The organism is Marichromatium sp. AB31 (assembly GCF_003718685.1).
GTDB lineage: Bacteria > Pseudomonadota > Gammaproteobacteria > Chromatiales > Chromatiaceae > Marichromatium > Marichromatium gracile.
This window is the reverse complement of sequence record NZ_RHFI01000016.1, coordinates 49,462-61,509: the sequence shown is the minus strand read 5'-3', so window position 1 is coordinate 61,509 and position 12,048 is coordinate 49,462. Positions and strand designations below refer to the sequence as shown.

Here is a 12,048-nt window from a genome sequence, read left to right as displayed (position 1 = left end):
GGTGCATCGACGCCGGGGCGGTGGAACAATGGTGTCGCGCCCGGGATCGGGGATGGCGCGATCGCGCGGCGCATTGTCATGCCTCCGGCCGCGCTTGGCCAGGGGCGAGGTCTCCCGCTGCCGAATCTGCAACGATGTCGCAACCAACCCAGAGTGAGTGTCTCGAGTGCGGTCTGCTGCAGCGCTGCCCGCCGTTGCCGCGCGGTGGCGCCGCGCGCTGCGTGCGCTGTGGCAGCGTGCTGCGCCGTCACCGCCCCGACAGCCTCGAGCGCACCCTGGCGCTCACCCTCGCCGGGCTGGTGCTGTTCGTGATCGCCAACGCCTTCCCCTTCCTCGCCTTTCGCATGCAGGGGCAGGTCACCGAGACCACGCTGCTGACCGGGGTGGCCGAACTCTATCGCGGCGGGCAGTGGGAGATCGCCCTGGTGGTGCTCTTCACCAGCGTGCTGGCGCCGGGGCTGCAGCTCTTGTTGCTGCTCGCGGTGCTCGCGCCCTTGCGTCTGGCGCGCGTGCCGCGCTGGTTGCCGCGGCTGTTTCGCTGGATGCGGACCCTTGCGCCCTGGGGGATGATGGATGTGTTCATGCTCGGCATCCTGGTGGCGGTGGTCAAGCTCGCCGATATGGCCACCATCGTCCCCGGCACCTCGCTGTTCGCCTTCGCGGCGCTGATCCTGGTGCTCGCCGCCGCCCAGGCGAGCCTCGACCCCGACCTGGTGTGGTCGCGGGTGGCGCTGGCGCCGGCGCCAGCCCCGCGTCCCGGTGACGCGCACCGCACCTGCGAGGTGTGTGCGCTGGTGACGGCGCCGGGTGGGGCGCGCGACGGGCGCTGCCCGCGCTGCGGCGCGGCGTTGCACCGACGCAAGCCCGAGAGCCTGCAGCGCACCTGGGCGCTGGTGCTGGCGGCGCTGATCTGCTACGTGCCGGCGAATCTGTTGCCGATCATGACCGTCACGTCGCTCGGGCGCAGCCAATCGGATACCATCTTCAGCGGCGTGGTCTTCCTCTTCAGCCACGGCATGTGGCCGCTGGGGCTGGTGGTGTTCGTCGCCAGCGTATTCGTGCCGCTGCTCAAGCTGTTGATCCTCGTCGGGTTGCTGCTCTCGGTGCACACGCGAACGCGCTGGCGACCGCGCGAGCGTACCCGGCTCTACCGCCTGACCGAGGCGATCGGGCGCTGGTCGATGGTCGATGTCTATGTGGTGACCATCCTGGTGGCGCTGGTGCGCCTGGGCAATCTCGCCAGCGTCGAGGCCGAGGCCGGCGCCATCTTCTTCTGCGCGGTGGTGGTGCTGACCATGATCGCGGCGATGTCATTCGACCCCAGGTTGATCTGGGACCGCTTGGAGCAGCAGCATGTCAGAGACCGCCGAGCGCCGTGACGGCGCGCCCGCCCTGCCGGAGGCCGAGGTGCGGGTGCGTGGTGCGCCCTCGCTGGTGTGGCTGATCCCGCTGCTGGCGCTGGCCATCGGCGCCTGGCTGGCGCTGAAGACGCTCAGCGAGCAGGGACCGACCATCACCGTCCGCTTCCCCAGCGCCGCCGGGCTGCAGGCGGGCAAGACCAAGGTCAAGTTCAAGGACGTCGAGGTCGGCCAGGTGACGGCGATCGACGTCAGCCAGGACCTCGACTCGGTGATCGTCACCGCCGAGCTCAAGCACGGCAGCGCCCATCTGCTCAACGCCGAGACCCGCTTCTGGGTCGAGCGCCCACGGGTGAGCGCGAGCCGGGTCTCGGGGCTCGAGACGCTGCTCTCGGGGGCCTTTATCGCCCTCGATCCGGGCAGCAGCGGCGCCTCGCAGCGCGACTTCGTCGGCCTCGATGAGCCGCCGCTGTTCACCACCGACGCCCCCGGCACCCGCTTCGTGCTGCGTGCCGCGACCCTGGGCTCGCTCAATATCGGCTCGCCGGTCTACTATCGCCAGATCCAGGTCGGGCAGGTGGTCGGGTTCGGGCTCGAGGACGACGCCAGCGCGGTGCGCATCGAGCTCTTCATCCCCGCCCCGCACGATGCCCTGGTCAGTGCCGAGACCCGCTTCTGGAACGCCAGCGGCGTCGACATCTCGCTCAGCGGCGCGGGGATCAGCCTCGACACCCAGTCGCTGGTCTCGGTGTTGCTCGGCGGGGTCGCCTTCGACACCCCCGACACCATTGCCGGCAGCGGCGCCCCCGCTCAGCCGCTCGAGGTCTTCCCGCTCTATCCCAACCGCGAGGCGGCGCACGCCAGGACCTATGCCGCCAAGTCGCACTATCTGCTGCTGTTCGAGGGCTCGGTGCGCGGGTTGAGCATCGGCGCGCCGGTGATGCTGCGCGGTATCGAGATCGGTCAGGTGCTCGACATCCAGTTGCAGTTCGATCCCGAGGCCGAGATCTTCCGCATCCCGGTGCTGATCGAGGTCGAACCCGAGCGCATCGCCTTGCGCAACGCCGCGCACGCGCCGGATCATGCGCACATGCTCGAGCGCCTGGTCGAACTCGGTCTGCGCGCCCAGCTCAAGCTCGCCAGCCTGATCACCGGTCAGCTCTACGTCGAGCTCGACATCGACCCCGAGGCGCCCGCCGCGGGCCTCGGACGCTATGGCGACTATGTCGTCATCCCCAGCCGGCCGACGCCGCTCGAGGCGCTCACCGGCAAGCTCGAGCGTATCCTCTCGCGGCTCGAGCAGGTGCCTTTCGAGCAGATCGGCGCCGATCTCGGCCAGACCCTGGGGCGGGTGCGCGAGGTGGTCGACAGCGGGGTGCTGAGCCAGCTCGGCGAAGACCTGGAGGACACCCTGGCGAGTCTGCGCGGGCTCGCCGAGCAGCTCGACGGCGAGGTCGCCCCGGCGCTGCGCGCTACCCTGGAGGAGGCGCGTGCGACCTTCGCTCATGCCGGGGCGATGCTCGACCCCGAGGCGGCGACGACACGCGAGTTCAGAACCATGCTGCGGGAGACGGCCGAGGCGGCGCGCGCGGTGCGCGACCTGGCCGATTATCTGGAGCGGCATCCGGAGGCCCTGATCCAGGGCAAGGGAGGTCTACGATGACGGAGCGCCGATGGCGATTGGCGGCGGTCGCGCTGGTGGCGGCGGTGAGTGCGGGGTGCGCCAGCTCGCCGCCGGCACGGTTCTATGCGCTGAGCGCGGTGGGGGTGGCACCCCCCGAGGCGCGCGCCCCGGGGCTCGCCGTCGGGGTCGGCCCGCTGGTGCTGCCGGAGTATCTCGATCGCCCCCAGCTCGTCACCCGCGAGTCGGGCAACCGGCTGCGTATCGACGAGTTCGAGCGCTGGGGCGGCTCGCTGCGCGACGATTTCCTGCGGGTGTGGAGCGAGAACCTGGCGCGCGCGCTCGGTAGCGAGCGGGTGCGGCTGCTCGAGGGCGAGCTGCGCTATGGGGTCGATCTGCGGGTCGGCGCCGAGCTGCTCGCCTTCGAGGGGAACGATGACGGCAGCGCCCGGCTCAAGGTGCGCTGGGCGGTGCGCGACGGCACCGGCCGACACACCCTGCTGGTGCGCGAGAGCGACGATCGTCAGCCGCTGTCCGCGCCCGGCGACAGCCGCGCCCTGGTCGCCGCTCTCGATGAGTTGCTCGCGCGCTTCAGTGCCGAGGTCGCCGGCGCGCTCGCCGCGCTGCCGCCGACCCCGCCCGAGACCGCCGCTCAGGCGCGGTAGCCGATACGAAAACCGCCCCAGTGGCGTCCGCGCACGTACACCGGCGCGGAGATGTCGTGCATGATCTCGCCGGTGTCGCGGCGATAGGTCTGGATCAGGAAGGGCAGCTCGTGGGCGCCGCACTGGCGCCCGACCGGGTCCTCGAAGATGCGCTTGGTGCGGTTGTGCAGCAGATCGTGGTCGCGATCGCCGGTCAGCGGCTGGGAGAAGCACTGGTTGTGGGTCGGCACATAGCCGTTGCGGTCACAGCCGATGGCATAGGCGACATGGGCGTTGCTCTTGAGCACCGGCTCCTGCAGTGGCGGGAAGAGCCGGTCGGTGAGCCGGTCGAAGCCGGTGGTGAATTTCTTCGGCTCGGTGTCCGGGATCGGCTGGTAGTCGCTCTCGAACAGGTTGCGCTCGCTGACCTCGCCGTTCTCCAGCGCGCGTTCGAGCTGGTCGCCGATCGCGCGCGCGAGTCGCTGCACCAGCTCGGGCATCTGCTGATGGGTCCGGGTGGCCTGCTCGCCGGCGGCGCCGAGCTGGAAGACCTTGCTGATCTCGTGCAGGTTGGTGGCCAGCCCCTCAAGGGCCTGGACCTCCTGCAACGTCGTCGCGGCGCCCTGGGCGTTGCGCTCGGCCATCTCGCTGATCTCCTGCACATGACTGCTGACGCGCTGGGCCTCGTTGCCCTGTTGGGCGATCTCGACGGCGATGCCGTTGATGCGCTCGAGGGTCCGCGCCGCGCCCTGGTCGATCCCGGTGAGCGCGGCGGCGGCCTGGCTGGCGAGGTCGGCCCCGGACTGGGCCTGGTCACTGCCGGCGCCGATTGCCGCGACCGCCTCGCGGGTCTCGGTCTGGATGGTGGTGATCACCTCGCCGATCTCGGTGGTGGCGGTGGCGGTGCGCTCGGCGAGCTGGCGCACCTCGTCGGCGACCACCGCGAAGCCGCGCCCGGCCTCGCCGGCGCGCGCCGCCTCGATCGCGGCGTTGAGCGCGAGCAGGTTGGTCTGGTCGGCGATCTCGCGGATGGTGCGCACGATCCCGCCGATCTCCTCGGAGCGCTTGCCGAGCGCAGCGATCAGCTGCGCCGAACGCCCGACCGAGTCGGCGATGCGGGCGATCTCGGCGGCGGCCTCGGAGACGATGCGGCTGCCGTGTTGCGACAGCGTGCGCGCCTCCTCGGCGTCGCTGGCCGAGTCGCGGGCGTGCTCGGCCACCACCTCGACCCCGGCGCTCATCTCGCCGATGGCCTGTGCCATGCGCGCCGAGGCCTCGCCCTGCGCGGCCGAGTCGTCGGCCAGGGCGCGGGCGTTGGCGGCGAGGATGTCGGCCGCCTCGGCGAGACGCTGGGCGTCGTAGAGGACCTTGCCGATGATCCCCTGGAAGCTCTCGATCAGGGCGTTGTAGTGGCGGGCGCAGTGACCGGCGGGGCTGCTCGAGACCGTGGCGCGGCGGGCGAGGTCGCCGTCGGCGCGGGTGCGCGCGAGCAGATCGGCAAAGCCCCTGAGTTCGGCGCCGAGGGTGCGTTCGAGGATCAGCCAGGCGGTCGCGCCGAGCAGGAGCGCGAGCACCAGTTGTCCACCGAGGACGGTCATCGATAGGGCGCCGCTCGCCAGCGCGAGCGCGCATCCACCAAGCCCGGACAGGACGCCCAGGGTCATGCCGATCATCCAGAATCGCATATCGAGTGGTCTCATGCTGCCGCGCTTGGTACGCGGTCTTTCGTTGTGGTGGCGTAGACGCCGCTCCTGCCTTGACGTCCTTCTCAGGCGGTCATTCTAGCGGTATCCGTGGATGCTTCGTGTACCCCTGTCGTCGCTTAAACACGAATGCCCACTTAGAGTGCGAGGTTGGTCGCATTGCTCCATCATGGTGCGGTGTCGGTTGGTGCGCTGGCGGTTGATGGGACTGCCGCACCGCGAGGATGCGGGCTGTAATGGATTGGTGCATCAGCGGTTTGGCGTCCTCTCCGCGGGAGGTCGAAAGGGTGCTGGTCTGGATCGTGCTTAATGGCCCCCCGCTGAATTGATCCAAGGGGTTTCCTCGACATGATGCAGCCTTCCCAGGCGGGCACGGATGTGCTCTTTCTACTCGTCGGCGCCGTGATGGTGCTGGCCATGCACGCCGGCTTCGCCTTTCTCGAGGTCGGGACCGTCCGTGCCAAGAACCAGGTCAATGCGCTGGCCAAGATCATGGCCGATTTCGCGGTCTCGACCATCGCCTATTTCTTCATCGGCTACAGCCTCGCCTATGGCATCGACTTCTTCAGCGGCGCCGAGGCGTTGCAGGAGAAGAACGGCTACGAGCTGATGCGCTTCTTCTTCCTGTTGACCTTCGCTGCGGCGATCCCGGCGATCGTCTCCGGCGGCATCGCCGAGCGCGCCCGCTTCTATCCGCAGCTGCTCGCCTCCTTTCTCGTCGTCGGCTTGCTCTATCCGAGCTTCGAGGGCGTGGTCTGGAATGGTGCGTTCGGGGTGCAGGCGTGGCTCGAGACGCACCTCGGCGCGCCCTTCCACGACTTCGCCGGCTCCGTGGTGGTGCACGGTTTCGGCGGCTGGCTCGCCCTGGCTGCGGTGTTGCTGCTCGGGGCGCGTCAGGGGCGCTATCGTCGCGACGGCACCATGCTGGCGCACCCGCCGTCCTCGATCCCCTTCCTCTCGCTCGGCGCCTGGACCCTCACCGTCGGCTGGTTCGGCTTCAACGTGATGTCGGCGCAGAGCGTCGAGGCGGTGAGCGGGCTGGTGGCGGTCAACTCGCTGATGGCGATGGTCGGCGGCATCCTCGCGGCGCTGCTGGCCGGGCGCAAGGATCCGGGCTTTCTCCACAACGGGCCGCTCGCCGGGCTGGTGGCGGTGTGCGCGGGCTCCGACCTGATGCACCCGCTCGGCGCCCTGGCAGCCGGCGCCGTGGCCGGGGCGATCTTCGTCTACACCTTCACCCTGGCGCAGAACCGCTGGCGCATCGACGATGTGCTCGGGGTGTGGCCGCTGCACGGGCTCTGCGGCCTCTGGGGCGGACTCGCGGCGGGGATCTTCGGTCTGCCGCTGCTCGGTGGCCTGGGCGGGGTGAGCCTCGCCTCACAGGCCATCGGCAGTCTCGCCGGGGCGCTGTTCGCCTTCGTCGGCGGCGCGCTGGTCTACGGTATGGCCAAGGGGCTGTTCGGCATCCGGCTGAGCGACGAGGAGGAGTATCTCGGCGCCGACCTCAGCATCCACCGCATCACCGCGCAGCCTGACTACAATCGCGGCGAGGTCTGAGCGGCGGTGTCGCGCCGAGCGCCTCGTAGACCCCGTCCCAGAGACGGATACGGGCGCACAGCGCCTCCTCGGCGGCGGTCTCGGCCTCCTCGATGCGGCGCGGGTCGTCATCGCACAGCACCTCGAGCAGGCGTATCGACAGCGGGCCGTGGAAGTCGCTGTCGAGTTCGATGTGGCGTTGCAGATAGGCGTGGAAGATCGGTGCCTGTTCCGGGGTGATCGCCATGTCCTCGAGCAATCGGCGGAACAGCATCGGGATCAGCGTCTCGCGGCCATGGGCGAGGGCCGCGGCGGCCAGGTGTGGCTTGCCCTCGCGGATGAAGCCGAAGGTGGTCTCGGTGAAGTAGCGCGCCGGCAGCGGCACCAGCTCGGGGTCGTAGAGCAGCGCGTCGAGCGGCTCGCGGGCGAGTCGCTCGACGAAGCGACGGGCGGGCTCGGGGTCGGCGCCGACCTCGGTCATGGCGCGGCAATAGAGTTCGAAGTGGCTGGCATAGAGGGGCGCGGCGGCGGTGGATTCGAGGACGTCGGACTCCTCCTCGAGGACCAGCTGGTTGATGAAGTAGCGCAGCGCCGGGTCGCCCTGTGGCTGCCACGGCAGGTCGGTCGGGGCGAGCTGGCGCTGCAGGTACTTGATCAGCGACATGAAGTCCCACACCGAATACACGTGGTGCTGCATGAAGGTGCGCAGCCGCCCGAGGTCATCGATGGCGGCATAGACGGGGTGCTGCTCGAGCTGCTGGCGCAGCGGACGGAGATGGTCGAGATCGGGTGATGCCATGCGCCTGTCCTCGTGATCGAATGATTCCTTGGGTCCCGAGACATCACTATAGGCGAGTGCGCGCGATCGGCTCGCGACGGTCGGCAGGGCAGGGCGCTAGTGCAAGCGGGTCTCCTGGGCCCAGCGACTGTAGTAGGCCTGCATCAGCGCCCTGACCGGCTCGGGGTAGTCGTGCGTCTCCATCTGCTCCATGCCCTCGCGGAAGAACCCCGGCGCGAGCTCCGGGGCCAGCTCGATGAGCGCCTCGAAGGCCTCGTGCATCAGGGGCGGCTGCTGGGTGCGGGTGGCGACGATGGCGCGGTTGTAGAGCAGCACCCGCCAGGCGCGCGCGGCCTCGGGGCCGGCCGGGTCCTGGAGGCGCTCGGTGCCGATGCCGTCGAGGATCTCGGAGATCAGCCGGTGCAGGGCCACCAGTTCATCGGGGTTGGCGGTGGTGTTGGCCAGTCCGGCGGCGGCGTCGACCAGTGGTGCGGGGCGCAGCAGTTCGCCGCCGTGGCGCAGCACCCAGCAACTCAGTGGCAGCGCCAGGGTGCTGACGCGACGGGCCAGCGTCGGCAGTTGCAGTGCGCGGGCGATTGCGGCGAGCTCGGCGAGCAGGTCGAGCCCGTGAACGAGTCGCTGGGTGAGCGCGCGCTCGCGGGCGCAGAGACCGAATTCGCCGTCTCGCGCCGGCTCCAGCGCGGAGGTCTCGAGGGTGACGAGCAGCCGGTCGAGCGCCTCGAGCGGCACGTCGGGATCGTTCTCGGGCGGGTTGGTCGCGCGCTCGAAGGCGTCACGGATCTCGTCGCCGATCTCGGTGAGGCACTGGGCGATGCGGGACAGGTCGACCGGGGCTAGCATGCTGGGATGATCCTCGCGCGGATGAGTCGGGATGATGGTGTCGCCAAGCCGACGCCACCTCCGCGCCCGCCTTGCGGTAGACTAGCATGATGACCCCGATTCCCGATCTGCACACCCATTCGACCGCCTCCGATGGAACCCTGACCCCAGGCGCGTTGGTCGAGCGCGCGGTACGCGCCGGCCTGACGACCTTGGCGCTGACCGATCACGATACCACCGCCGGGGTCGGGGAGGCCGCCGCCGCGGCCGCCGGCCACGGGTTGACGCTGGTCCCCGGGGTCGAGGTCTCGGTCACCTGGAACGTCCGTACCATCCATGTGGTAGGGCTCAACGTCGACCCTGTCAACCCCGAGCTTGCAGAGGGGCTGGCGCGATTGCGCGCGTTTCGTGACTGGCGCGCCGAGGAGATCGGCCGGCGGCTGGCCAGGCACGGCATCCAGGGCGCCTACGAGGGCGCGCGGGCGTACGCCGGGGGCAACCTGATCGGGCGCACCCACTTCGCCCGTTTTCTCGTCGAGCAGCGTCTGGCCGCCGACACCGGAGACGTGTTCAAGCGCTTTCTCACCACCGGCAAGCCGGGGCACGTCGCCGGCGACTGGGCGAGCCTGGAGGCGGCGGTGGGCTGGATCCGCGCCGCCGGCGGTCAGGCGGTGATCGCCCACCCCGCGCGCTACCGGCTCACCCGCACCAAGCTGCTGCAGCTGATCGGCGAGTTCCGCGAGCACGGCGGTTGCGGTATCGAGGTGGTGACCAGCAGTCACAGCCGCGACGAGATCTTCACCTTCGCCCGTCATGCCCGCGAGCAACGCCTGCTGGCCTCGGCGGGTTCGGATTATCACGGTCCCGAGCAGCCCTGGCTGATGCTCGGGCGGTTGCCACCGCTGCCCGACGGGTGCATCCCGATCTGGCGTGATTGGTCGTCGTGCGCCGTCCCCGCCGGCGCCGCGCGCGCGACCTGTTAAGGACACAGAGATGGCGCAGTTCTTCCAGATTCATCCGGTCAACCCGCAACCGCGGCTGATCCGTCGCGCGGTGGAGATCCTGCTCGAGGGCGGGGTAATCGTCTATCCCACCGACTCCTCCTACGCGCTCGGCTGCCAGCTCGGCGAGAAGTCGGCGATGGAGCGCATCCGGCGCATCCGCCGACTCGACGACAAGCACAACTTCACCCTGGTCTGTCGCGATCTCTCCGAGATCACCACCTATGCCAAGATCGACAACCAGGCCTTCCGTCTGCTCAAGTCGCTGACCCCCGGACCCTATACCTTCATCCACCACGCCACCAAACAGGTGCCGCGCCGACTGCTCCATCCCAAACGCAAGGCGATCGGCATCCGCGTACCGGACAACGAGATCTGTCGCGCGCTGCTCGGCGAGCTCAATCAGCCGATCCTCAGCTCGACGCTGATCATGCCCGATGACGAGCACCCGCTGACCGACCCCTACGACATGCGCGAGCTGCTCGACAAGCATGTCGACCTGGTCATCGACGGCGATTTCTGCGGCCTCGAGCCGACCACGGTGATCGACATGACCGCCGAGCCCCCCGAGGTCGTGCGCCAGGGCAAGGGCGAAGCCGCGCCGCTGAACTGAGTTCGCGATCATGGAAACGCTCAATCATTTCCAGTGGCTGGCGGTGCTGGCCCTTCCGGTGCTGTTCGCGATCACCGTGCACGAGGCCGCCCACGGCTGGATGGCCAGCCGGCTCGGGGATCGCACGGCGTGGATGCTGGGGCGGGTGACCTTCAACCCGCTGCGCCACATCGACCCCATCGGCACCCTGCTGGTGCCGGCGCTCACCTTCGTGCTGGTCGGCTTCCTCTTCGGCTGGGCCAAGCCGGTGCCGGTGGTCTATCGCAACCTGCGCCGGCCGCGTCGCGACATGGCCCTGGTCGCGCTCGCCGGCCCCGGCGCCAACCTGTTGATGGCGCTGGGCTGGGGGCTGGTGATCGAGTTCGGGCTGTGGCTGGGGCCAGAGACGGCCTGGGCGGCGTTGCCGCTGGTCTACATGGGCGCGGCCGGGGTGCTGATCAATGTCTTCCTCATGGTGCTCAACCTGTTCCCGCTGTTACCCTTGGACGGTGGGCGTGTACTGAATGCGCTGCTGCCGCCGTCCCTGGCGCAGTGGTTTGCTCGACTCGAACCCTTTGGTCTGATCATCCTGCTGGTCCTCCTGGTCACCGGCGTGCTCGGCGCGATCCTGCTGCCACTGGTCGCCGACACCGTCGCCCTGCTACCGGGCGCGAGGGTCGTCATGGAACTGTTTTTCGTCTGACGCGAGGCCGTTAATCCTTGAATTCCGTCTCCGCACAACACTCGCGCGTCCTCTCCGGGATGCGCCCGACCGGCCGACTCCATCTCGGTCATTATCACGGCGTGCTCAAGAACTGGGTCGAACTCCAGCACGAGTACGATTGCTACTTCTTCATCGCCGACTGGCACGCGCTGACCACGGCCTACGAGGATCCCACCGCGATCCCGGCCAACATCTGGGAGATGGCGATCGACTGGCTGGCCGCCGGTGTCAATCCCGGCGCCGCGACCCTGTTCGTGCAGTCACGGGTGCCTGAGCACGCCGAGCTGCACCTGCTGCTGTCGATGATCACCCCGCTGGGCTGGCTCGAGCGGGTGCCGACCTACAAAGACCAGCAGGAGCGGCTCAAGGAACTCGACCTGGCCACCTACGGTTTCCTCGGCTACCCGCTGCTGCAGAGCGCCGACATCCTCATCTACAAGGCCGGCCAGATCCCGGTCGGTGAGGACCAGATCGCCCACGTCGAACTCACCCGTGAGGTGGCACGCCGCTTCAACCACATCTATGGTCGCGAGCCCGACTTCGAGGAGAAGGCCGAGGCGGCGCGGCGCAAGATGGGCAAGAAGAACGGCAAGCTGTTCGACAAGCTCCGCCGCGCCTATCAGGAGCAGGGTGATCAGGAGGCGCTGGAGGTGGCGCGCGCGCTGCTCGAGGGCCAGGCCAACATCACCATGGCCGATCGCGAGCGGCTGTTCGGCTATCTCGAGGGCGGTGGTCGCGAGATCCTCCCCGAGCCCCAGCCGCTGCTGACCAAGGCCTCGCGGATGCCCGGGCTGGATGGCCAGAAGATGTCCAAGTCCTATGGCAACACCATCTCGCTGCGCGACCGTCCCGAAGAGGTCGAGAAGGCGATGCGCACCATGCCCACCGATCCGGCGCGGGTGCGCCGTACCGATCCGGGCGACCCGGAGAAGTGCCCGGTGTGGCAGTTCCACCAGGTCTATTCCGACCCGGCGGTGTGCGACTGGGTGCAGCAGGGCTGCCGTTCGGCCGGGATCGGTTGCCTCGAGTGCAAGCAGCCGGTCATCGATGCCGTCTGTGCCGAATTGAAGCCGATCCAGGCCCGTGCCGAGGAGTTCGCCGCCCAGCCCGAGCTGGTGCGCAGCATCCTCAACGAGGGCTGCGAGAAGGCCCGTGACGTCGCCCGCGAGACCCTCGAAGAGGTTCGTCACGCGATGTCGCTGGTGATGGTCTGAGCCGCCTCCGGTCACGCGCCGGCGCGCACGTCGATCG

11 protein-coding genes are annotated in these 12,048 nt (G+C 69.2%); 8 read left to right on the top strand and 3 right to left on the bottom strand.

The window, feature by feature from the left end; genetic code table 11:
* Nucleotides 1-134 precede the first annotated feature (134 nt).
* Genes EBL84_RS12185 through EBL84_RS12175 form a run of 3 tightly spaced genes read left to right on the top strand, consistent with a single transcriptional unit; the run spans nt 135 to nt 3,644 of the window.
* Nucleotides 135-1,379: a paraquat-inducible protein A gene (locus EBL84_RS12185; RefSeq protein WP_123141069.1), complete on the top strand. Its 1,245-nt coding sequence runs from the start codon at nt 135-137 to the stop codon at nt 1,377-1,379.
* The gene (locus EBL84_RS12180) at nt 1,354-3,021 is read left to right on the top strand and encodes an intermembrane transport protein PqiB (RefSeq protein ID WP_123141068.1); all 1,668 of its coding nucleotides are present in this window, start codon (nt 1,354-1,356) and stop codon (nt 3,019-3,021) included. Before EBL84_RS12185 ends, EBL84_RS12180 begins: the two co-directional genes overlap by 26 nt.
* On the top strand, nt 3,018-3,644 hold the full coding sequence (locus EBL84_RS12175) for a membrane integrity-associated transporter subunit PqiC (protein ID WP_123141067.1): 627 nt from the start codon (nt 3,018-3,020) through the stop codon (nt 3,642-3,644). Before EBL84_RS12180 ends, EBL84_RS12175 begins: the two co-directional genes overlap by 4 nt.
* Here EBL84_RS12175 and EBL84_RS12170 read toward each other — a convergent pair.
* A complete protein-coding gene (locus EBL84_RS12170; protein WP_223807010.1) occupies nt 3,632-5,287 on the bottom strand; it encodes a methyl-accepting chemotaxis protein in 1,656 nt (551 codons plus the stop codon). The two genes, EBL84_RS12175 and EBL84_RS12170, sit on opposite strands and share 13 nt — an antisense overlap.
* Nucleotides 5,288-5,677: 390 nt before the next feature.
* Between EBL84_RS12170 and EBL84_RS12165 the strand changes: the two genes are divergently transcribed.
* Nucleotides 5,678-6,883, top strand: a complete 1,206-nt coding sequence (locus EBL84_RS12165; protein WP_123141081.1) for an ammonium transporter — start codon at nt 5,678-5,680, stop codon at nt 6,881-6,883.
* On the opposite strand, the gene EBL84_RS12160 is transcribed toward EBL84_RS12165, so the two are convergent.
* Together EBL84_RS12160 and EBL84_RS12155 are read right to left on the bottom strand one after the other, a co-directional pair.
* Nucleotides 6,846-7,661: a DUF3050 domain-containing protein gene (locus tag EBL84_RS12160; protein WP_123141065.1), complete on the bottom strand. Its 816-nt coding sequence runs from the start codon at nt 7,659-7,661 to the stop codon at nt 6,846-6,848. The genes EBL84_RS12165 and EBL84_RS12160 overlap by 38 nt on opposite strands.
* Nucleotides 7,662-7,757: 96 nt before the next feature.
* Nucleotides 7,758-8,501, bottom strand: coding sequence for a hypothetical protein (locus EBL84_RS12155; protein ID WP_123141064.1), 744 nt, complete (start codon nt 8,499-8,501; stop codon nt 7,758-7,760).
* An 89-nt stretch (nt 8,502-8,590) separates the two neighbouring features.
* On the opposite strand from EBL84_RS12155, the gene EBL84_RS12150 reads away from it, so the two are divergent.
* Genes EBL84_RS12150 through EBL84_RS12135 form a run of 4 tightly spaced genes read left to right on the top strand, consistent with a single transcriptional unit; the run spans nt 8,591 to nt 12,011 of the window.
* Entirely contained in the window at nt 8,591-9,463 is an 873-nt protein-coding gene (locus EBL84_RS12150; RefSeq protein WP_190287957.1) for a PHP domain-containing protein, read from the top strand.
* Between the two features lie 10 nt (nt 9,464-9,473).
* Nucleotides 9,474-10,094: an L-threonylcarbamoyladenylate synthase gene (locus EBL84_RS12145; protein WP_123141062.1), complete on the top strand. Its 621-nt coding sequence runs from the start codon at nt 9,474-9,476 to the stop codon at nt 10,092-10,094.
* Between the two features lie 10 nt (nt 10,095-10,104).
* On the top strand, nt 10,105-10,776 hold the full coding sequence (locus EBL84_RS12140) for a site-2 protease family protein (protein ID WP_123141061.1): 672 nt from the start codon (nt 10,105-10,107) through the stop codon (nt 10,774-10,776).
* Nucleotides 10,777-10,793: 17 nt separating this feature from the next.
* Entirely contained in the window at nt 10,794-12,011 is a 1,218-nt protein-coding gene (locus EBL84_RS12135) for a tryptophan--tRNA ligase (RefSeq protein WP_082806104.1), read from the top strand.
* Nucleotides 12,012-12,048: the final 37 nt, after the last annotated feature.